This window comes from Fictibacillus phosphorivorans (genome assembly GCF_023715845.1).
GTDB classification, from domain to species: Bacteria; Bacillota; Bacilli; order Bacillales; family Fictibacillaceae; genus Fictibacillus; species Fictibacillus phosphorivorans_D.
Map to the genome: position 1 here is coordinate 43,911 of NZ_JAMBOR010000005.1, position 21,886 is coordinate 65,796.

Genomic DNA, 21,886 nt, shown 5'->3' on the forward strand with positions numbered 1-21,886 from the left:
TCTGTGAAAATGGTTTTTCTGATCCATGACAGATTCCAACTTTTAAAAAACAGTACTTTGAAGGCGTTCCATTTCAACTTTTATAGTGAGGATACCGCGGAATTCCCGAATGTGCGCACATTCATAAAGGACAATTCTCATGAAAGAAATGCCCTTCGAAAAAATCGCATCTATGTATGATCCGCTTATTAAATCTCAGATCAAGCTCTACCATTTGTCGAATCATTTTGATCAATACTACCAAGCTGGTTTACTAGGACTCTGGAGAGCTTATGAGACGTTCAATCCTGAAAAAGGAACGTTCTCTTCATATGCTTTCCTGCTCGTCAGGGGGAGTATTCTTCAAGAATTAAGGGGAGAGGCGAGACGCCAGAAAGCAGAAGAGATACAGGATCCCCATGAATCTATGACGTTTAAAACACTTTCTCACGAAGACACCATCCCATACCTAGAGGATGTAAATATGAATCTATATTTGATCCATCTGACAGAAAATCAGCAAAGATGGGTGGTTCAGCGCGTCGTTCAGATGAAGAGTGAGGCGGAGATTGCAGAAATGTATGGGGTCACCGTATATGCTGTAAAATCGTGGAGAAAATCAGCGATCAAGAGGCTTCGGACAGTTTTATCTGCCAATTAAAACGATACTTTCTTACTACGTATTTTGATGGATATAATTCAAAAATTAAGGTATAGTAGAAAACTGCGGGTATCAAATTCCTTTATTACCCATCTTTGCCAGTAGAGAAGTAAGCTAATATTTTTTTAGAATGACAGTGTAATAAGTTGGTAGGGAAAAGCTTATACATTTATTAAGAGGGGGACAACCAAACGATGGAAACTCAAGTTAATCCAAGTACAAGTAAGAAACGTCCGTTGATAATTGGGCTCGCACTTATCGCAGTCTTAGCGATTGGAGCAACCGCTTATGCGATGTTTATGGATCTATCACCACGTGAACTTTATTTGAAATCAGAAATGAACACGTTCAAAGCGATGAACGAGTCATTTGAAGAGAGCTTTGGAGATGCAATAGCACTTTCAGAAAAGCAAATGGACGAAGCATATAAGTCTGAAGCACGTGTTGGTGTGGAAGTGGATCCGTCCATGTTCGGAGCGGGCGGAATGGAAGCAGCGATGATTGGTTCTGTTCTATCTAACAGTGAGATTAAAATGACAACACAACACGACCCTAAGAAAGAAGAAGGGTCAGCTGATTTTGCACTTGTTTTGAACAACACAGATCTTGTTAAAGCGGAATTCTATCAAAACAATAAACAAACGGCATTAAGCGTACCTGCTGCTTACGATAAGCACGTATACTTCCCGAACAACAAGTTTGGCGATGTGATGCGCAAGTTCGATCCAGCATACTCAGGTATGGAACACCTTCAAAACTTCTTTAAAGCCGTTGAAGGTGACCTGAGTAAAGAGGCGCGCGATGAAGCGTTCGAAGAGTTTGCGAAGGTGTATGCAGATAGTGTGAAAGACGAAAACGTAAAACTAAAAGATGACGTTGATTTCAAAGGCGAGAAGCTTCGCCAGTTAACTGTTTCTCTTTCTGAAAAAGAAACAAAGACACTTCTGATCAACTTCATCGAAAAAGTTGAGAACGACAAAGAGATCATGAATGCTCTTGCTGAGCAAACAGCTCTACAAGGCGGGCTTAACCTCGACATGACTTCCGCTTCAACAGCTCCAATGAGCAAAGAAGATGCGAAGAAAGAAATCGAAAAAATGCTCGCGGATGCTAAAAAAGCAATTAAAGATGATCTGAAAATCCCTGGCGGCATGAAGCAAGTTGTGATCGTGGATGATGAGGATACAGTAGTAAGCCGAGATCTTTCTATGAAAATCGCGGCTGAAGGCGAAGAAGCTGTTCCGGTGAATTACAAGTCTGAAAGCTGGGCGAAAGGCGATGTAGAGCACAATACATGGGTTCTCAACGCAGGTCCTGAAGGCGAAGAACTTTTGGTTGATGTGAAAATGGAAAGTGAACCAAAAGGAAAAGAAGGCAAGAAACGCGACATTAAAGCGAAATTTGAAACGAACGAAAACGGTACAACAGAAGGTATCGGATTCCAAGTAAAAGGTGAAGGCACAGATAAGAAGTCTAACTGGACGGTTCAACTTGTACCGGCAGGTGAAGCACCAATGGAACTTCCTGATATGACGGTTGAGATCGAACATAAAGGGGACCAAAACCTTGATAAAGATTATGCGAACCATGATTACAAAGTAACGTTAAAAGGAAATGACCCTTCAATGGGTAACATCAATGTTGGCTTGAACATCAAGACAAAAACAACATTCGGCAAGAAGCTTAATTTCCCTGAGTTAGCAGAAGGAAAAGCAGTTAACGTTGCAGAGATGAGTGACGCTGAAATGATGGGTATGATGTCTGAAATCCAGCGTAACATCGAACAATTTATCGGTGAAAACGCACAAATGTTCCAAGGCATGTAATATATAATAAAAAGGACAGAGATAACTTAAATCTTTGTCCTTTTTTTAAACACTTTTTATATTGCTATCGAATGTTTAATGGGTGCGTTTCGTTGAAAAGAAGGTTGGAGTGGAAGGTGCGAGACTCCTGCAGGATGAGTGGCTCACCGCACACTCTGCGGAAAGCGAGCAACCTGGAACGGAAACCTTCCCTACAGGTGCAACAACGCGCACTCAAATTTTCTTAAGCGAAAGGAATTTTGTTATGAGGCAAACGTTTCTTATTGCCCATCTGACGGTGAAATGCTGGCTGAAGCAGCCGATGCCGCTGTTCGCCATGATGCTCTTTCCGCTTTTGCTGCTCAGTGTCACGTATCTGGGCTTGAAGCCACTTTTAGACGAAAAACAGTGGGTTGAGCCTTTTGCTGTAGCAATCGTGGATGAAGACAACACCTTCGAAACGAAAATGTTAATGAAACAATACGAAGAATCTGAAGAGCTAAAAGCCGTCCTTTCCTTTCAAAAAACAGATGGGAAGACAGCGAGTGAGATGCTGGCGGATAATAAAATCGCTGGAATGGTGATTGTCCCTGATGGATTTACGCAAGGAATCCGTCGCGGTAACAACATCCCTGTTACCGTAATCGGGAATCCGGAACGTCCGTTTCAAGCCGAACTCCTAAAGCAAGTTATGGTCTCGAACGCCAACTTGATATCTGCCGCACAAAGCGGAGCGAACGCAGCTTTTCATTATTTGCGAAAGATGGGACTGAGTTCGGACGAATTTGCGACTTACCGAAATGCGATTATAACCGATTTTACACTGCAGGCTCTGAACCGAAATAAGATCTATGAAACAGAAACGCTGAGTGCATTTGGAGGTATTACACCTGTTGAGTTTTACAGCTTATCGGGTGTGATGACCCTGCTTTTGATCGGTGGCTTGTTCAGTATGAGCTTAACCTCAAGAGGGGAACAAACCGCACTGCGGGAACGGCTTTCGCTGCAAGGAGTGAGGTCTTCTGTATTCTTTTTCGGTAACATCCTATCGGTATTCATGCTGCTCGTGGTCCAAAGTGCACTCTTGATTATCCTTTTTTATAGCGTGACAAAAACGTGGAGTTTGCTTGCGACGGCTATTCTATTAGCCTATTGTTTAGCTGTTTCTTCATTGTTTGCCGTGTTGCAAGAGCTCTTTCAGCGAAACGCAACAAAATGGGGAGCGGGGTTTCTGCTTGTAATCGGCTTAACTGCAACAAGTGGAAGTGTTTTGCCGCTATCCTATTTACCGGAGCTGTGGCAGAATGTAAGCTTTTTAAACGTTCTGCATCATACACATGCTGGATTAGTGAAGACGCTGTTTTCAGGTACAGGTGAATGGGGCTTGGTCGGCACATTAATGGGGTTCTCCGTCGTTTTCTGGGTCACGGGAATCCTGATCATCCTAATAAAGAAGAGGTTGCCATGGTCTGGACAATTGCCATTACACGTATAAAATTATTACTTCAAAGTCCGTGGAGCTGGGCAGGGCTTATCCTTCCTGTATGCTTGCTCGCTTTTTTCGATCTGACTGTGGAAAAAACAGCACAGGCTACGAAGATCCCCGTTGTGATCGTGGACGAAGACACATCTGAATATTCCAAGACGGTTATAGAGCGTGTGCGCAAGAACCCAGCAGTTGCCGTCAGAATCCTGAATGAAGAAAACGCACGAAACGAAATCGAGACCCAAAAAGCGGCGATCGGCTTTTTGATTCCAGAAGGATTTATGGAACACGTTCAAAAGAATGATGACGACGAACTCGTGACGATGTGGCTTTCGACAGGCACCCTTTCACACGGTTTAGTTCGTGAAATTTTTGCAAGTGAAGTGAAACGGTTATCCAGCAACTCTTATGGTGCCAATACCGTTTTAAGAACGTATGGAAAAAGCGAAAAGCTGAACGCAAAAGAACAGGCTTCTGTTTGGAAAGAAGCCTGGGCGTACAGTGATAAACATTGGGAGCCTGTGCCTTTGATGACGGTTAATTACAAGATTGGTGCCACTAAAGAAAAAGCTCAATCTGTTGAAGATCAAAGCGTATCGATTTACGTTCCTGGAATGCTTGTTGTGCTCATGCTGTTCAGCTTTTTATGGAACACCTGGCCGATTAAAGACCGAGATTCGGGCATGCGTTCACGGGTGCCATACTCCGTTGGCGGTTTTTCAGTCTATTGGGGAGGTAATGCGCTAGGTGTATTCATTCTTCAGCTTGTACTCCTTTTACTGTTAGCCGGATTTGGTTGGTGGAAAGGTGAGCTGTTGTTGAATGCCTCGACTGTTCTAGCTTTATTCGGTTATATCATGTTTTTAAATGCTTTATCCCTTTTGTTTTCTTTTTTTGTCCATTCCCATCGAACGTGGCAAGCACTTACACTCTTTGTCGTACTCGCAACATCGCTTTTAAGCGGAACGTTTTTTCCGAGTGACGAACTTTCGAGTATTTTAGAAAAAGCAGCACAATGGACACCGCAATATTGGATGATCTCCGCCTTAAACCAAGAGACACTTATGATTCCATTGGTGTTTGTCGGAAGCAGCATCGTTTTATACGGAATCTCAACCATGAAAGCAGGTGACAACGCTTGATTACAGCACAGAATCTATCAAAAAAGTTTGGCAGAAAAGAAGTACTTCAAAATCTAAACTTTCACATTCAAAAAGGGGAAATCGTCGGCGTTGTCGGACCTAACGGAGCAGGGAAGTCTACTCTATTAAAAATTATCGCAACAATCATGAGAGGCACGAATGGATCTGTTCAGATCGATGGATTGGATACAAAAAAAGAGACGAAAAAAATCCGTGAGAAGATCGGGTATGTCCCACAGGAGATCGCGGTGTATCACGAACTGACTGCACGGGAAAACCTTCGTTTTTTTGCGAAGTTAGCGAAGAACTCATCGGAAGAAAGCTGGATGAGAAGGTGTGAAGAGTGGAAGCTCGCTCCCCATCTGGATAAAAAAGTGAAGCACTTGTCGGGTGGAAACCAACGTAAGCTCAACATCTTGATCGCCTTGCTGCATCATCCTGATATTCTGATACTCGACGAACCGACTGTTGGAATCGATATTTCAGCTAAACAGGAGATCGTGAATGACCTGCGGGAGCTAGGGAGTGAAGGGAAGACGATCCTTTATTCGAGTCATGACGCACAAGAACTTGAAACACTATGTACGTCGTTCTTGATCTTAAAAGAAGGTGAACTGCTCTTTTATGGTTCAAAGCAAAAAGTAAGACAGTTCGGTTCAGTGGCGCAGGCGAAGAATTTTGCGGAGACGCTAGGTGAGATCGTAGGTTGATAGAGAATAGAAAGAATAACTTCATTAGAGGTTATTCTTTTTTTATGGTTAAAGATGAAGCGCCATCTTTTGACAAGATGGACGATATTCCTATTTTTCGTAAATAAAGCGTAAAACACAACCCTCTTTTTCTATAGTAGGATAATAATAGATTACTTGGAAAATAAAAGAGGTAGGAGATATATTATGAAAAAATGGATTACAACTACTGTTCTAGGCTCGGCATTATTACTGTCACCCGTACAAACTTTTGCTAATATCGGAGATCAAACGCTTCGGCCAACGATGACGCATTCAGATGTAAAAACACTTCAAATAATATTGCGCGATAAAGGTTATTTTACATACACCGGATCACCGACTACGTATTATGGCTCATATACAAAAAGTGCCGTTAAGAGCTTCCAGCGTGCCAAAGGGTTAACAGTGGATGGAGTTGCGGGCCGCAACACATTCAATAAACTAGGAGTCTATAACGTTAACAACCCATATTTAGTAGATTATGCAAAACGTTATGTAGGAACACCTTATCAGTGGGGTGGAACAACTCCTGAAGGCTTCGATTGTTCTGGATACATCAATTATGTATTTAAGAAATCTCACAACATTACCCTTCCGCGTACCGTAAAAGACTTGTGGGCGAACACAGGATACAAAGTTTCAACACAGGCAGTAGGAGATCTCGTATTCTTTGAAACGTATGAGCCTGGTGCGTCTCATGTGGGAATCTATATTGGAAACGGCAAGTTCATTCATGCTGGTTCATCTACAGGTGTTACGATCTCTGAGATGGATAACAGCTACTGGAAGCCTCGATATATTGGAACAAAACGTCTGTAATAGAATTAAAAAAGGGAGACCGATGACTTCGGTCTCCTCTTTTTTTAGCAGAACAAGATCTCTGCCCAAGGGTCGCAGCAACAATGGCGACGCTTTTTCTTCTTTTTGACCTTTTTGCACTTCAAGACTTCAACGCTAGATTCGCAATGACAATCATGCTTTTTCTTCATGTCATGCTTGTCATGCTTTTTCTCTTCCTCGAACGCGCAGTGGTCGAAATCTCCACACTTATAACACATTAACAATTTCACCTCACTGGTATGGTACCGGTTTCCTGTTTCCAGGCTCCGGATTCTCTATATATTATGTAGGGGGAGACGAGTTGCATAGACGAATGATGGGGTTTGTGAAAATTTGGGACAAATGTACATATAGGGGACAGACCCGGGTCTGTCCCCACACAAATACAAATACCACTTTTTTGTCCTTCCTAGGTGGACTCCGGGGATAATTCAGCACAAAAAAGCCACGCCTTTATAATGGCGTGGCTTACGTTTATTATTTATGGCTGATTCGGCTCTTGTATGAACATCCCTTCTTTTGCGAAAGCAAAATGAATGGCATGCTTCAAATTTCTAAAATAAGTGCTATCACCTAGTGAATATTGATGCTTCGTCACTTCCATACTGAGTTCTGGTGAGATACCTACCAATAGTGTTTCCATTCCAAAAAGTCGGGCAGAAGAGACGAGTTTATTTAACATATCAATCAGCTCGGAATTGATGGATTTGATACCCGTTAAGTCTAAGATGACAAACTTTGCTCGATGCTGCGGAAGGGAAGTAAGAGTATGTTCCAGCATATCTTTAGACCGCAGCTCATTATATTTTCCGATCAATGGGATAACGACAATGTGATCCGTTACCGGAATAATAGGTGATGAAATTTCTCTTATTAAATCCGTTAACTCTCTTGTGCGATTTTCAACCATTGCTTCAAGTTTCATGATCTCATTTTGTTCCTCGCGCTGAACAAGGTCGCGAATATTATCGTTCGGGGTAATATCAGTTTCGGTAATTTTTATTTTTAATATATCTGGGGATTCGTCCCTTAGGATTTCATACCACATGTGTGTATCGAATAATCCTGTCAAAACACCTGCCCAATGGCCAGGTAAGAAGCGGCCCATGCGATTACTTCCCTGCGCCTTTTTTACTTTCGTTTCCCAGCTGTTTGATATGGAAATAACAGCTTCCTTTTTCTCAATATCTACTTCGATGAATGTTTTTCCCCACCCTGCTGCTACATAGGTATTCGGCAGTGCTTCAAGCGCTTTTTTAATATCGCCAATTTTATTCTTATAAAAATCACTAACTACCAATCCAGTACGGTAACCAGCTGTTTCATAAACAAGATCCGCTGTCCCTTCACCGGTAATCTCCTCTATAGAATCGAGAAAAACTTTAAAGGCAGAATCTATCCAAAACAACATAACGTCTCCGCCCTCAAATTGGAAAACTCCCTTGGAAGTGTCCCACATAAAAGAAGAACCGTTTACATCTACACTTGTTTGAGTTTGAAATAATTCATCCGGCGTCTTATTCATCTATACGTCCTCCATAGGCTAAAAATAGCAAATACCCTCATCATTTACCCTAATTATTTGACTGTGAAACATAAATTTTTCGACATGGGGACAGACCCGGGTCTGTCCCCATAAAAAGACAAACCGCTCTTTTGTTCTTTCCACGAAGACACCAACCAAAAAAGTTCAAAAAAACCACCAGATCATCATCTGGTGGCTCCATTACTTCTGTTTATTTTTCCATTTATTAAATTCAAGGAATTCTTTGAATTGCTCTTTGCTTACACCAGATCCCATGGCTTCTTTAACAAGATCCGCCCATTCTTGGTCTAAGTTTTGAGTGTCTACTTCAGGTTTTATTAAGTGATCTACCGAAATATTCAGTACATCCGCAATCTTCTCAAGAAGCTGAATGGATGGATTCTGTTGAATATTACGCTCTAATGCACTTATGTACGACTTTGCCACCCCTGCTTTATCAGCCAGTGCCGTAATGGAGAGGCCTTTTTCAGTTCGGTATTTTTTTACACGTTCACCAATCATCATTTGCAATCCCCATTCAGTAGTCATTTGCTTTTATTATAGCTTTCTACTTTTGGGAAGTAAATAAATTCTGAAACAGCTTTTTATTTAATTTTCTTGCAAAAGGTATTCCTGCATGAACAACTGAGGATTTTTTAAAAAATTCATAATCTCTTCTTTCGTAAAACCGTGATCCCTTGCTTCTTTCATCAATTCGACCCACTCACGATCCAACTTTAAAATATTGTCCACTAAAAAATCCCTCCAGAAGCATATTGTTCAGGTAACCCGGCGATCATGGCGTATGCTTTAGACCCGTGGCTTTGCGTCCATTTCTTTCGAGAATGTTTGCCCTTGTCTGAAGGACCATTAGGAAAAATTTCCTAACACAAATTGATTATATACAAGCAAATTAGAAAATGTTGTCAGAAAATGACTGTAATATAAATGTAATATTAGAAAAGTATTACAACCCCTATAAATGATTTTTAAAGGATTATAGAAGGGATTGTGGAATTTAAAGTGTAGAATTTTCTGTCAAATTCATGTTATAGATTGAAAGGATGAAGCAGTATGTCGGAAAAATTGCCATTAAACTTGTCGAATCAACTCGTATTACCCGTTATTAATGCACCCATGTTTTTAGTGTCCAGTCCAGATATGGTGATCGAAAGCTGCAAAAACGGCATTGTCGGTACGTTTCCGTTATTAAATGCTCGTACAACAGAACTTTTAGAAAACTGGATGATTCGAATTTCAGAAGAACTCACACAAGCTCAACAAACAGATCCATCCGCCAAAATAGCACCCTGGGGCGTAAACGTAATCGTTCACCGTACGAACAAACGGTTCGAGGACGACATGGAACTTATCAAAAAATACGAACCGCCGATTGTCATCACATCCCTAGGGAACCCAAGCGACGTAACGAAAATCGTTCACGCTTACGGGGGGCTCGTTTTTTCAGACGTGATTTCACTCGATCATGCCCGAAAAGCGGCTAAAACAGGCATTGATGGCCTCATCCTAGTCTGCAGCGGGGCAGGAGGGCATGGCGGAACACTTAACCCGTTCGCCTTCTTAAAAGCGGTAAAAGAATTTTGGGAGGGCATAACGGTCTTAGCAGGAGCCATTTCAACAGGTGAAGAAATCCTAGCGGCGAAAATCTTAGGAGCAGATCTCGTATACATGGGAACGCGCTTTATTGCGACAGAAGAATCATCGGCGAGTGAAGCATATAGACAGATGCTGATTGAATCGACGCTAGAAGATCTGATCTACACAGATGCGATAAGCGGAATCAAAGGAAATTATCTTCTGCCATCCTTACAAAAGGCGGGAATTGATATTGAACAACTAAATAAAAAGGAAGTAGATTTATCTTTTTCAGAATCAAAAGCCAAAGCATGGAAAGATATTTGGTCAGCGGGGCAAGGGGTAGGAAACATAAAGAAAGTCTCAACGGTTAAAGAAATAGTGGAAGAGCTAACAAAAGAGTATAAACAGGCACTCACATCAAAAGAAGATTTTAGTATGAACAAATAAAAGTACCCCCCATTTCTCAAAAATGGGGGGGTGGATTTATCTTTGATGAATAGCCTCAACGTTCTTAGCTGCCCTAGCAAACTCCTCGAAAAACTTAATCCATGTTGGTTGCTTCGTCCATAATTTTTCAGGATGGAATTGAAAGCCGAATAAAAATGGATGGGTTTCAGATTCAAAAATTTCTACTAATCCATCAGTTCGTGAACGAGCTGCAACCTTCAATCCTTCTCCTAATGTTTTCATATGTTGCCTATGAAAAGAGTTTACAGGCAATGTTTTTTTATGAATATAGGAGAAGAGTTGGCTATCCTCATCTAATTCAATTTCATGAACAGGAAGCTCAGGCGGGATTTGGTGTCTTTCTTGATGATGATCAACTTCGGTTTCAGTAATATTCTCTAGCGTTCCTCCCAAGACTTCATTAATCATTTGAGCGCCTCTGCAGATTCCGATCATAGGCAGACCATTCTCTATCCCATATTTTATTAATTTTTCATCCGCTTCATATCGGCTAGGTCCTGTGGTCTGAAGACTCGTTAATTGCGAGTTGGGTTTATTTAACGAAAGATACCCGCCTCCTGTTAGTAAAAGCGCTTTCAAAAATGTCAAAGAAGGTAATGAACCATCCCGGTAAATAGGGATGAGATAAGGTTCTAAGCCAACACTTCTTAATAATTCTACAGAATCCCGTTCAACGTATAAAAGGGGATGGCCTGGATATAATTCATGCTCTTGTCCTTCATCCGCATGCACCGTGATTCCGACTGCTAGACGCGTTGTCATTTATAGAGCTCGTCTTTCTAAAGAGTTCAATTCCACCACTTCTTCTTCCTCGGGTAGATCGGTGTCTGCATCCATCGTAAGGGAATGTTTTTTACTTAAATAAATGTGTACAAGCCCTGCTAAAGTGGCGATCGCCGCCAGTCGGATGCCCCAAGTCATCAGTTTGCCGGAAAATACAGCCAAACTTTCTCCAGCACTTCCGCCGATCAAAAGCGAAACACCAAACATTCCTGCAATAACCACACCGAGAAGCATCGTACTTAATGTTAACCAAGTATAGGTTCTTTCCATAAACGTTGTATGCATGTTTTTATTCCTCCTTTTGTTACAATCCTAAAATCGGTAATAGACCAGTTAATAAAATCATACTGAGAATCACGTGAAGGATCACCCAAAGTACGGCGAGTTTTGCGGTTTCTTTAAAAGTCGAGCCTGCAATACCCATGGCTACGTATAACCCTAACGCAAGAGGAGGCGTCATCCCTTCTAAAGCTCCAGTCATCGCAGGAAGTAATGCAGCCAACAGTACCGGATCTCCTCCAAGAGTACCGAAGACAGCAATCATCGCTCCACCTAAAATAGCGACCTGTGCGGAACCTGGCAGTACCATTCCTAAGATCATGAAGAAAAGCGGCAAAATAATAATCAGGGCGGTTACACTAAGATTAAAGGATACAAACCAGTCTCTAACAACTGTATCCATTTGAAGTCCAACAAATACTTGTGAGATGGCATAGGCCATATAGATCGTAACGCCAATTGGAACGACCTTTAACAATGAAGAACGAAACATGTTAAAAAGGTTAGTAAAATTGATGCGCTTTGACGGGAGCGCTTTGCGGCCGATTCCAAGCGCGTAAGCCCCTGCTAAGGCTGGGGTAAACATTAATACCGAAGAAGAATACGCCCCTGCACCTGCTTCACCAATACGACCGATAATAAAATCCTTGAAATGAGAATCAGCTAACAACGGAACAAAAATAAGTGCAGGTAAGATTAATGCGGGCCATCCGAGTGATAGACTTCTTTTAAACGTAGGCAGTTCTTCTTTTTGAACGGGTTCCACTTTATAGTAACGGCAGAGTGCCCATAAGGTAAGCCAACGTTGCACAAAGAACCAGAATCCGATTCCGTAAGCCACGACCATCCAGCTGCTCAATGAGATTCTGTCGGGATAGACATTATTTAAAATCCCGAACGTTAAGATTACGATTCCTGAAGGTGGAATGATATTACCAAGCATACTGGCTGACATTTCTGTCGTTGCCGCTAAGGCACGGGGGTAATTTGATCGCTTCATCATGGGGATCGTGAAAACGCCTGTTGTTGCAACGTTTCCTGGTCCTGTACCTGATAAAGAAGCCATAAAAGTACTCCCTAGCAGAGCCACATATCCAGCGCCTCCCCTAAATCTCCCTACAATGGATAACATCAGTTTAATGATGCTATCGACGACTTTGGTAGCATCAAATACGACAGCTACCACCATAAAAGCAAAGATTGCATAAAAAAGGGAGCTGGTTGATGGAAAGATGAGTGACTCCCAAAATAATTCATAGGAACCGGATATGACTACAATAAAAACGAATGATAAAGCCATAACCTCATACATGGGCCGCTTGAAAACTACGAATAAAATGGCGACAAAAAGCAACAAAGCAGCAAGGTATAGAATAGCTACTGGAATACCAAACATTACACACACCTCCATTTTATGGTTATAACCAGAAACAAGTGGTCATAACATTTAAGAGAATTATATCAAAGTATTTTGAATTATCAAACGATTTTTTAATAAAATAGTCATATAAACCCTTTAATTTTACATTCAATCTATTAATATTATAGAGAATAACAACGAAACTAAATGCTTTTCATTCTAATGTGCGATGGATATAATAGGTCATAACAAGTGAAGAAGGTGATAGTATGCTAGATCGAAAACATTCGGCGCCTCTATATGAACAGTTAAAAAATGAGATTCAGAAAATGATAAAAGATGGTGATTTAAAACCTGATGATCAAATACCCTCTGAAAGAGAATTGGTCGAACAATACAACGTTAGCCGTATTACTGTGCGCCAAGCGATCAACCTTGCTGAAAAAGAAGGGCTAGTTAAGCGGGTACATGGAGTAGGCACTTTTGTTGCTAAGCCTAAGATCAAACAGGAATTAAGCAATTTTAATAACTTTGAATCTACGCTTCAGCAGCAAGGTCTTATCGCAACGACAAAAATGCTAGGTTCACAGGTAATTACCAGTGATTTTCAACTATCGAGATTATTAGATATTAACGTGATGGAGAGAGTAATCAAATTAGAATTGATCGGTTATGGGGATGAGATTCCTGTCGTTTACTATAATAGTTACTTTCCTAATCGTGTAGGAGAGAAGATGAAACAAGCAGCCGAGAAAGCTTTGCAAGCGGAAAAGCCATTTTCTACACTGGACTTATATCGGTTGGATCAGGAGATCGGTTTGCATCCTACTCATGTAGAACAGACTTTTGAGGCACAATCGGCCCATTACCCTTTAACAGAGATTCTGAATGTGCAAGAAGGATTCCCTTTATTCCGTGTCACATCCATCGTCTATCAAGACAAAACACCCCTTGAATATAAAGAGACGTATTATCGAGGAGATAAATATAAGTTTTTTATTACCCGGCATATGTAACCGTTCCTACGGTAGATGCCAGGTATTTTTTTTGCTTTAGAAGAGTGTTCCAAAAAACTATTTTTATTTTCTGAATTGACAAATAATTAAATCCAGAGTAAACTGTGCCTATACTGGTTATAACGTGTTATAACAAATAACGGGAGGAACTTATTCTATGAAGAAACAATTAAGAATCCTTTGTCCGAACGGCCATCTTGGTTTTGCTCCTACAAAAGAAGAAAGTTTTCGTATAGCCGCAGCCACAAAACCTGATTATTATTGCTGTGACTCTGGAAGTGATGACATCGGTGCTTCAGCTCTTGGTGATGATCGATCCGTCAGTATGTATAAATGGCAGAAACATGACCTGGAGTTAATGCTGTTAGCTGCACGTGAACAAGGAGTGCCGATGATTGTTGGATCTTCTGGTGACACAGGGGCGAATAGCCGAGTAGATATGTATGTCCAAATCATTAAAGATCTGGCGAAAGAACATAACTTGCCTCCATTTAAACTCGCATACTTTTATTCTGAAGTGGATAAATCCTATTTATCTAATAAGCTTGAAAGCGAAGTGGTTATTGAAGGCCTCGATGGACGCGACCCTATTTCACAAGAGGATCTAGATAAAACAGAACGAGTGGTAGCAGTTGCCGGCATCCATCCTTTTGTAAAAGCGCTCGATATGGGAGCGGATGTTATAATCGGCGGCCGTTCCAGTGACTGCGCGATCTTCGCAGCCCCTGCTATTCGGGAAGGCTTTCCTGAAGCGAATGCCTATTACTTAGGTAAGGTTTTGGAATGTGCTTCATTCTGTGCAGAGCCGTATGGGGCAAAAGAAAGTATTATCGGTACGATCACCCATGATGATATTAAAGTAACGGCGATGCATCCTGACCAAAGTTGTACGATTGCTTCCGTATCCGGTCACGCCATGTACGAACGTGCCAATCCTTTCTTTGAATACTTTGCAGGCGGGATGCTCGACATGACAGATTGTCTTTACGAACAATATGATGAAAAGACTTGCCGCATCACAGGATTTAAATATGTGCCGATCGAAGGCGACATCAAAGTAAAGCTCGAAGGTGCCGGTAAATTGGGAGAGAAGTTCATCGGAATCGCCGGTGTTCGCGATCCTTACACGATAAAACATATTGATGAAGTATTGCGGCTTGCGAAAGAACAGGTTGCCGAAGAATTTGCAGGTGAAGAATACCATCTTAATTTTAGAACGTTCGGTAAAGATGGGGTAATGGGAGCACTTGAACCCGTGAAAGAGATCAAATCACATGAACTCGGGATTGTGGTAGAAGGAATTGCTCAATCTAAAGAAACAGCAGAAGCTCTAACGTTATTTGCGACAAGGCAGATATTCTATGCGAGACTTCCAGAAGTGAAAGGAACAGCAGGAACAGCGGCATTTTTAATTGATGACGTGATCTACGCTAGACCATCCTACAGCTGGACGATGAATCATGTTATTCCTGTAAAAGATCCACTCGAACTTTTTGATGTGCATGTTGAAGAAGTCGGAACACTTTTGGAAGTTTAATAGAAGGGGAGAGATATCATGGGAACAAAACTTTTACACGAATTAGCGAAAACCATTCGCTCGAAAAATGCCGGAACAGACAAAATTACGTTTGACATCATTTTTAAAGAAAAGGAAAAGTATGAACTCGTTCGTCAAAGCGGTGTGATTACAAAAGAATCCATCTCGGCACTCTACAAGGTACCTGAAGAAAAAATTACTGACTTTGTTCATTATGATCCTGCAAACGCTATCAAGTTTACGATTTTACGTGATCGTTCGAGCGGGGATCCAGGAGACGGAGATATTTTCGGCTCTCAGCAATATCCGCCGCTATTAACCATCGAAGTTCCGACTCTTTAACTAAAGAAAAAGCACCCTGGAGGGGGTATCCGCCATGTATGATTTTATTATTGTAGGGGGAGGCATTGTCGGTCTGTCGGTTGGCATGGCCCTTTATGAACGCTTTGAGGATGCAAAGGTTCTTTTAATCGAAAAAGAACCTCAATTAGCCCTTCATCAGACTGGACATAATAGCGGGGTCATCCACTCTGGTATCTATTACAAACCAGGCAGTTACAAAGCGCGATTCGCAAGGGAAGGCAGCCAATCGATGACCGCTTTCTGCAAAAAGCACAACATTGAGCACGACATTTGCGGGAAAGTGATCGTCGCTACAAAAAAGGAAGAACTCGAACAATTAAATCATCTTTATAAACGAAGTATAGATAATCAACTAATAACCCGCCTTATCGATCAAGAAGAACTAAAAGAAATTGAACCTCATGTAAAGGGCCTAGCGGCGATTCAAGTTCCTGCTGCTGGAATCGTCAACTACAGACAAGTAAGTGAAAAGTTTGCTGAGATCATTCAAATTCATGGTGGGGAAATCAAGCTTGGTACGAAAGTTGAGCGAGTAACTGAATCAAACGATGAAGTCGTCGTTGAAACCGATCAAGGCACGTTTAAGACGAGGCTTATGATAAACTGTGCCGGACTTCATAGTGACCGGGTAGCGAGAGCCTCTGGTTACCAAACAGACATGAAGATTGTGCCGTTTCGCGGTGAGTATTACAAGTTAAAGCCCGAAAAAAGGCATCTTGTTAAGAACTTGATCTATCCTGTACCGAATCCTAACTTTCCGTTCCTAGGCGTTCATTTTACAAGAATGATAGGTGGAGAAGTGGACGCCGGACCGAACGCTGTCCTCAGCTTCAAGCGGGAAGGATATAGAAAGACGGATTTCTCGCTCAAAGACTTTGCAGAAGTGATGGGCTACAGCGGATTTTGGAAGTTGGCGAGTCAATATATGAAAGAAGGAATAGACGAGATGGCTCGTTCAATCAGCAAAGCGAGATTTGTAGCCAGTCTTCAAGAACTTATTCCTGAAATCCAGGAAAGCGACCTCGTTCCGGCTCCAGCAGGGGTTCGTGCCCAAGCGTTAAAAGCGGATGGGAAGCTTGTTGACGATTTCCATATCATTATGGGGAAACAAACGATACACGTTTGTAACGCACCTTCTCCGGCAGCTACAGCTTCGATCGAAATTGGGAAGGAAGTAGTGAGCAGAATCCCGGAACAATCGTATTTATCAAAGGCTATCATTTAATCTCTTTGTTGACCATTTCTTAATAAAGGAGACTTGTAAAATGTATAATCCACATATCATTTTTATTGCAGGGCATGCCCGTTTACCTCAAGGAATGGCAGCGAAGAGTGTCTTTGATACTTTAACGATCACAGCTGAAGTTGAAAGAAAGTATGGCGTTATTCTTGAAGCTTCTTGTACATTGGCTACAGAACACGGAAGAGAATTCATCGGACAGCTGCTCAAGGGAACGAGCCTTGCGGACGGGGTTGATGAGGCGATTAAGATTTTACAAAGTCAATACCACGGCAAAGCGATCCATGCCCTTACTGCCGCATTAAAAGACCTTCATACACAATACCTGAATGTAAGAGAAGAGCACCCTCAGTATCAAAATTAAATAACTGAATTTTTAGTTAATTTTATTGACTTTGTGTATTCAGTAATATATGATGGAGATAGGAATAAGCAAGATATTCACCTTATGAAAATAACCTTTTCAAAATCGTGAGTACTACTTATTCATTCGATAGAAAAACAAAAGCGAATAGATGTTAACTGCAAATTTACCATGACTCTATTTCCGTAGAGCATGACGGTGAATAATAGCCAGTTGTATTGTGAGGTGCGTACCCATAATATAGCTGGCTATTTTTGTTTTTTGGTTCAAATCAAAATATGAGGAGGAAGATGATGATGAGTACCGTAAAAACAAGAGAACTTTCTACATTTGTGGGTAAGAAAGAAACATATGAGGTAAGCGTTCATCCACAAAGTGACCGCATGTTTCATATTGAATTCGCTCCAGAGGTAATCAAGCAATTCTTAGTGTTAACAAATGAAATCTCCGTACAACAGCTAGAATATATTCCTTACATGCGTCATATCGTAGCTGATCATTTGAACAAACTAACGAATGAAAGCCTGGAAGAGGTATTAAACGGTATTCTCCACGATCGTGAAACAGGCGGCTTTACGATTGGTTTGCAAAACCAAACCGAGAACCTTGAGGAATACGTAAAATTTTCAACAGCTATCACACATCTCATAGGGATTCCTAACTTCGACTCCATGTCTGGAAAGTATTATGCGCGTTTTACAGTGAAGGATATAGATAATAGTGATTCTTACCTGCGTCAGCCTTATCGACTCTTTACGTTGCATACAGATGGAACGTTCGTTGATGAAGCCACAGATTGGCTTTTAATGATGAAGATGAAGGAAGAAAATGCGGTTGGCGGCGAATCGCGTTTGCTCCACTTGGATGATTGGGAAGAGTTAGATAAATTTTCTAACCATCCACTGGCGTCACACAAGTTTACCTATAAAGCCCCAGCGAGTAAAAATGTCAGCCAAGAGGTTCAGAGAAGGACATTCTTTAAAGTGAACAACAAGCCATGTATCTGCTTCATCGATCAATTTGCTTATCCTGAAAAGATTGAAGAGGCGACTTACTTGAAAGAACTCTCAGAATCCATGGAGAACGATTCAAGCCTGATCGAGCTAAAATTGCCAGTTGGGGATTTAGTCGTTCTGAACAACCTGTTCTGGCTGCACGGTCGTGCCGCCTTTGAAAAGAACCCGAACTTAAACCGCGAGTTATTGCGCCAGCGTGGAAGGTTTTCGGAATAAGTAAATATAAAGAAGAGGCAGCGTTTGTAGGCTGCCTCTTTTATTTATTATGATTCTTTCGGAGGTACGTTTCTTTTTAGCATTTCGGGATGATCTTCAAAACGGAGTATTAATTGATAGCCTTCAAAATCCTTTTTTTCTAATAAAGAACCATCGTAAATAGATAGCAATTGTTGAGAGTCTTCTAAATAATAGAAGCTAAACCCGTTACTATTCTCATAATAAGGTTCCCCAAACCTAGCAGTTAACTCTTTTAATTCATTTTCATTTAAATAAGCTAACAACATTCTAGCCGTATAATTATTACTAGGATCATCCTCATAATGTACATAAAGATTATCGTTAGTTTTAACCTTCCATCTTGCCAGGTTATGACCTTCATAATCATCATGTGAAATAGAATGTTCATCGTAAGGACCTAAAATATGGTTAATCTCTTCTGACTTCATTCCAACAGTAATTCCATTAAAGTATAATGTTCCATTTTCCACGGTAATAGTTAGTTTTTCAAAAGGTGTTTTCTTTTTGCCGTATTTTTCCTCTAAGTCAGCAAGAGAAGTTTCTCCAAGTTTTTCTTCCTGATTCGGTGTGATTTCTTCTTTTGCAGGTGGTTCAGGATCTTGTTGAACAGGTGGTTCTTCAGTTTCTGCAGGCTCTTTTACAGACTCTTTAACAGGAACTTCTTCGTAAGTGATTTGATCCAAGACAAATGACGTTAATGTTTTGGTTTTACTATATATCTCTACTTCTAGGGCATCTTTAAATGTATTCTCATCGACGACACCCAGATTCAAAGGAATCACTTTTTCGAAAGAGTAGGACTCATTTGGTTTTAAGATTTTATTTAAAGGTACATTGAGGTCTAGGCTCTGTGTACCTAAAGAAGTAGCCAATTCATCACTTAAAATATTAACTTTTGCTTGAAAAGGTTCACTATCATAATCTGTAGTGTTTTTAACCATACCTTTCACAGTAAGCTCCTGTGTACTTACGTCGTAAGTTAGTTGGTTGGAAGTTTGCGTAAATTCCTGAGCATACCGAACTTCAGGCTTTTTATCTTTTTTATTCTCCATGGTGGTTTTAGGCGTTAAATAGTTATCAACCATTGTATAAGAAGTAAAGATTACTCCAGCAAAAAGTGCAGCCGTTAAAAGTCTAGGGATGATGGTTCTTGGTTTTTTGTTGATTTGGGAAGGTGAGGTTTTTGTATTATTAATCGCTGATAAAATGTTTCTCTCATCTTTTTCAGTGAAAACCGGTGTTTTCGATATTTCCTTGTCTACGATTCTATTTAAATCTTTGAGGCGATTTTCCATTACCTTTCACCTCCAAGTTGCTCATATTGCTCCTGAAGCAGCTTTCTAGCTCGACTTAAGCGGGTTTTGACAGTCGATTCGTTCATAGAAAGAAGCTCGCATATTTCCCGAATAGAAAAATCTTTATAGTAATGTAATAAAATGATTTCACGATATTTAATAGAAAGTGAGAGTACAGCTTGATAGAGAACCTGATCTTCACTTTCTGAAATGACGCCGTCTTCTGCAGATGCGATACTGTCTTTTTGGTCGTTTGAAAACTTATCGGTGGTTTTAAGTTTTCGGTAACTCCAGCTCTTTAAAAAGTCCTTAGAGCGGTATAGCGATCGAGTAAATCCAGCTTCTTATCGCTGAATCTCCCCGGAACGTATCTAGCTTTGTATATAGTGTTACAAAAACGTCCTGTGTAATATCTTCAGCCGATTGCCAGTTCTTCACGAACGTATAAACAAGACGTTTGATTTCTTCTCCGTAAGTTTTCATAAGGAAAACGATCGCTTCATCGTTGCTCATACTTGAGATGCCGACGTCTTCCTTTAATCCCTGATTTCCCACTTAACAACCCCCTTGCAATGCTTTACAGAAAGTAAGACGACGCAAACATACCACAGGTTTCATTATTATAGAATATAAGTATAAATTTGGCAGTAAATTGTCGGGGGTCAGTCCCCAAACAAATACAAATAACACGTTTTTCCACCTCAGACGGACACGAAGGGATGACCACTCATTAATCCTTGGGCGTGCGGCCGAGTTTGTGCATAGAACATGGATTTCAGTGCATAGACTTTTATTTTTTATGCATAGAACGATTAATGGTGCATAGACATTTCACTTTGATGCATAAAGCTCTCTTTTTTGTGCATAGATTTCAAGTTATGAGGCATAGAAATCGAATTTTGATGCATAGACTGATAATTTCTCAAAACGGCCAACAAAAAAGCTGCCCCAAAAGGATTTTCCACCTTTTAAGACAGCACTCCAGCACTCCTACTCTATCCCCCAATCGTCTCCTCTGTCTTCTTTCACTTTGCCATTGGGAAGAACACGATAATTGTACATAAATCCATACTCTAGCAGGTTATAAAAACTAAAGCTGTTCACTTTTAAGTTTTCATCCCATTCCACAAACAGAATGGTATCCACTTTACCGTCTAGTAACCCTTTCTGATCCATAGCATCAGGGAGGTCATGATCTGCAGAAAACGTGTAACCCGGATCTGCGGCGCCAAAGGTTCTCATCATTCATTGCACCACGAACAGGTGTATAGTTTTCGCCAAACACTGCGATCACTTCTTCTTGTGTCATACCCCGTTTAAGGTTCCTTTTGATTTCTTCAATTTTCATGGTTTCTTCAACTGGCGTCTCGCTTTTTTCGATAACGGTTATCTCTTCAATCACATGTGTTTTAACTACTTGATCATTCACAATAAAAGAAAGATGCACCTTGTCTTTAAGGTCTTCATTTGCAACACCTTTTAAAAGCGGAACTTCTTGTTCGAATTCAAAAACTTCGTCGTTCTGAATCTGGGCATTTCTCGCATCATTAAAGTAAAAGGATAACTCTTTTAAAGCTCCCTCCAGCTCGGGGTTGAGTATATTCGCTTTAACGTCGAATGGTGGACTTTCTTTTCCAGCAAGGTTGATAAAACCACCCCAAATCTTCAAATTGCCTGTTTCTTTATTGATCTCGACCCTGCCATTTGAGTCAGTGAAATAGGCATCATAGGTAACTGGCTGTTCATCGAGGTCCTCATCCTCTTTCTTTTCCTCTACCACTACCTCATTCTTATCCGGAATTTTTTCGGTTTCTTTAACTTCTATATTTTTATCTTCAATTTTTGGCTTGTTTGGCTTTTGAATAGCTTGTTGTTTTGGCTGAAAGTAATCATCTAGGTAGGTAACGGTGGCCAACAATAGTCCAGCAAACAATGCAATCGTCAACAGAGCAGGGACAAAAGGTCTCCTTCTCCTCGATACGGGGCGCATCTTACGTTCATGAATTTCCCGTAAGATGTTCCGTTCATCCATCTCACTAAAAACGGTTTCTCTCGACATCTGTTCATCCATGATTTTATTTAAGCGGTTCATGTGTCCTTCTATTTGTTTTGTTTCTCGTAACCTCTCTTTCAAATAATCAAGCCTCCTTTCGATGCGCA

General features: G+C 40.9%; 23 protein-coding genes, 1 pseudogene and 1 riboswitch. Of the genes and pseudogenes, 13 read left to right on the forward strand and 11 right to left on the reverse strand.

Annotated features, from left to right (window positions below):
• Window positions 1–139: 139 nt before the first annotated feature.
• The 6 genes from M3206_RS05845 (at window position 140) to M3206_RS05870 (ending at window position 6,623) form a co-directional block, all read left to right on the forward strand.
• Window positions 140–640 carry a sigma-70 family RNA polymerase sigma factor gene (locus M3206_RS05845; RefSeq protein WP_251311576.1) on the forward strand — a complete coding sequence of 167 codons (501 nt, stop codon included), beginning with the start codon at window positions 140–142 and terminating at the stop codon, window positions 638–640.
• Window positions 641–834: 194 nt separating this feature from the next.
• Window positions 835–2,466 carry a DUF6583 family protein gene (locus M3206_RS05850; RefSeq protein ID WP_251311577.1) on the forward strand — a complete coding sequence of 544 codons (1,632 nt, stop codon included), beginning with the start codon at window positions 835–837 and terminating at the stop codon, window positions 2,464–2,466.
• A gap of 109 nt (window positions 2,467–2,575) precedes the next feature.
• Complete coding sequence (locus M3206_RS05855) at window positions 2,576–3,940, forward strand: ABC transporter permease (RefSeq protein WP_251311578.1); 1,365 nt, start codon at window positions 2,576–2,578, stop codon at window positions 3,938–3,940.
• On the forward strand, window positions 3,910–5,073 hold the full coding sequence (locus M3206_RS05860; protein WP_251311579.1) for an ABC transporter permease: 1,164 nt from the start codon (window positions 3,910–3,912) through the stop codon (window positions 5,071–5,073). Before M3206_RS05855 ends, M3206_RS05860 begins: the two co-directional genes overlap by 31 nt.
• The gene (locus M3206_RS05865; RefSeq protein ID WP_251311580.1) at window positions 5,070–5,783 is read left to right on the forward strand and encodes an ABC transporter ATP-binding protein; all 714 of its coding nucleotides are present in this window, start codon (window positions 5,070–5,072) and stop codon (window positions 5,781–5,783) included. Before M3206_RS05860 ends, M3206_RS05865 begins: the two co-directional genes overlap by 4 nt.
• A 186-nt stretch (window positions 5,784–5,969) precedes the next feature.
• A complete protein-coding gene (locus M3206_RS05870; RefSeq protein ID WP_251311581.1) occupies window positions 5,970–6,623 on the forward strand; it encodes an NlpC/P60 family protein in 654 nt (217 codons plus the stop codon).
• 502 nt (window positions 6,624–7,125) lie between these two features.
• Here M3206_RS05870 and M3206_RS05875 read toward each other — a convergent pair.
• The 3 genes from M3206_RS05875 to M3206_RS05885 all read right to left on the reverse strand — a co-directional run bounded on the left by M3206_RS05875 (window position 7,126) and on the right by M3206_RS05885 (window position 8,922).
• Complete coding sequence (locus tag M3206_RS05875; protein WP_251311582.1) at window positions 7,126–8,169, reverse strand: STAS domain-containing protein; 1,044 nt, start codon at window positions 8,167–8,169, stop codon at window positions 7,126–7,128.
• 201 nt (window positions 8,170–8,370) lie between these two features.
• Window positions 8,371–8,691 carry a helix-turn-helix domain-containing protein gene (locus M3206_RS05880; protein ID WP_251311701.1) on the reverse strand — a complete coding sequence of 107 codons (321 nt, stop codon included), beginning with the start codon at window positions 8,689–8,691 and terminating at the stop codon, window positions 8,371–8,373.
• A gap of 87 nt (window positions 8,692–8,778) precedes the next feature.
• Window positions 8,779–8,922: an anti-repressor SinI family protein gene (locus M3206_RS05885; protein ID WP_251311583.1), complete on the reverse strand. Its 144-nt coding sequence runs from the start codon at window positions 8,920–8,922 to the stop codon at window positions 8,779–8,781.
• Window positions 8,923–8,949: 27 nt separating this feature from the next.
• A riboswitch (cyclic di-GMP riboswitch) is annotated at window positions 8,950–9,033 on the reverse strand.
• A 210-nt stretch (window positions 9,034–9,243) separates the two neighbouring features.
• On the opposite strand from M3206_RS05885, the gene M3206_RS05890 reads away from it, so the two are divergent.
• Window positions 9,244–10,215: an NAD(P)H-dependent flavin oxidoreductase gene (locus M3206_RS05890; protein WP_251311584.1), complete on the forward strand. Its 972-nt coding sequence runs from the start codon at window positions 9,244–9,246 to the stop codon at window positions 10,213–10,215.
• Window positions 10,216–10,251: 36 nt separating this feature from the next.
• On the opposite strand, the gene M3206_RS05895 is transcribed toward M3206_RS05890, so the two are convergent.
• From M3206_RS05895 to M3206_RS05905, 3 genes are read right to left on the reverse strand one after another with little or no spacing between them, the layout of a single operon-like run.
• Complete coding sequence (locus M3206_RS05895; RefSeq protein ID WP_251311585.1) at window positions 10,252–10,998, reverse strand: gamma-glutamyl-gamma-aminobutyrate hydrolase family protein; 747 nt, start codon at window positions 10,996–10,998, stop codon at window positions 10,252–10,254.
• Window positions 10,999–11,304 carry a hypothetical protein gene (locus M3206_RS05900; RefSeq protein WP_251311586.1) on the reverse strand — a complete coding sequence of 102 codons (306 nt, stop codon included), beginning with the start codon at window positions 11,302–11,304 and terminating at the stop codon, window positions 10,999–11,001.
• Window positions 11,305–11,323: 19 nt separating this feature from the next.
• The gene (locus M3206_RS05905) at window positions 11,324–12,694 is read right to left on the reverse strand and encodes a TRAP transporter large permease subunit (RefSeq protein ID WP_251311587.1); all 1,371 of its coding nucleotides are present in this window, start codon (window positions 12,692–12,694) and stop codon (window positions 11,324–11,326) included.
• A gap of 233 nt (window positions 12,695–12,927) precedes the next feature.
• Here M3206_RS05905 and M3206_RS05910 point away from each other — a divergent pair, with 233 nt between their 5' ends.
• The 6 genes from M3206_RS05910 to glaH all read left to right on the forward strand — a co-directional run bounded on the left by M3206_RS05910 (window position 12,928) and on the right by glaH (window position 18,410).
• Entirely contained in the window at window positions 12,928–13,674 is a 747-nt protein-coding gene (locus M3206_RS05910; RefSeq protein WP_251311588.1) for a GntR family transcriptional regulator, read from the forward strand.
• A gap of 157 nt (window positions 13,675–13,831) precedes the next feature.
• Entirely contained in the window at window positions 13,832–15,211 is a 1,380-nt protein-coding gene (locus M3206_RS05915) for an acyclic terpene utilization AtuA family protein (protein WP_251311589.1), read from the forward strand.
• A gap of 18 nt (window positions 15,212–15,229) precedes the next feature.
• Entirely contained in the window at window positions 15,230–15,553 is a 324-nt protein-coding gene (locus M3206_RS05920; RefSeq protein ID WP_251311590.1) for a DUF4387 domain-containing protein, read from the forward strand.
• A gap of 34 nt (window positions 15,554–15,587) precedes the next feature.
• Entirely contained in the window at window positions 15,588–16,799 is a 1,212-nt protein-coding gene (gene lhgO / locus M3206_RS05925) for an L-2-hydroxyglutarate oxidase (RefSeq protein WP_251311591.1), read from the forward strand.
• A 40-nt stretch (window positions 16,800–16,839) separates the two neighbouring features.
• Window positions 16,840–17,178, forward strand: coding sequence for a DUF3870 domain-containing protein (locus M3206_RS05930; RefSeq protein WP_251311592.1), 339 nt, complete (start codon window positions 16,840–16,842; stop codon window positions 17,176–17,178).
• Between the two features lie 296 nt (window positions 17,179–17,474).
• Window positions 17,475–18,410, forward strand: coding sequence for a glutarate dioxygenase GlaH (gene glaH / locus M3206_RS05935; RefSeq protein ID WP_425590711.1), 936 nt, complete (start codon window positions 17,475–17,477; stop codon window positions 18,408–18,410).
• Between the two features lie 47 nt (window positions 18,411–18,457).
• Here the strand turns inward: glaH and M3206_RS05940 are convergent, their stop codons facing one another.
• The 5 genes and pseudogenes from M3206_RS05940 to M3206_RS05955 form a co-directional block, all read right to left on the reverse strand.
• Window positions 18,458–19,726 (reverse strand): hypothetical protein, encoded by a 1,269-nt coding sequence (locus M3206_RS05940; RefSeq protein ID WP_251311594.1) that lies wholly within the window; start codon window positions 19,724–19,726, stop codon window positions 18,458–18,460.
• Window positions 19,726–19,986: pseudogene (locus tag M3206_RS19175) on the reverse strand (sigma-70 family RNA polymerase sigma factor); the annotation flags it as partial. The pseudogene M3206_RS19175 and the gene M3206_RS05940, both read right to left, overlap by 1 nt.
• Before the next feature lie 49 nt (window positions 19,987–20,035).
• A complete protein-coding gene (locus M3206_RS05945; protein WP_251311595.1) occupies window positions 20,036–20,281 on the reverse strand; it encodes a sigma factor in 246 nt (81 codons plus the stop codon).
• A 435-nt stretch (window positions 20,282–20,716) separates the two neighbouring features.
• Window positions 20,717–20,968: a hypothetical protein gene (locus M3206_RS05950; protein ID WP_251311596.1), complete on the reverse strand. Its 252-nt coding sequence runs from the start codon at window positions 20,966–20,968 to the stop codon at window positions 20,717–20,719.
• Window positions 20,916–21,860 carry a hypothetical protein gene (locus M3206_RS05955; RefSeq protein ID WP_251311597.1) on the reverse strand — a complete coding sequence of 315 codons (945 nt, stop codon included), beginning with the start codon at window positions 21,858–21,860 and terminating at the stop codon, window positions 20,916–20,918. Before M3206_RS05955 ends, M3206_RS05950 begins: the two co-directional genes overlap by 53 nt.
• Window positions 21,861–21,886: the final 26 nt, after the last annotated feature.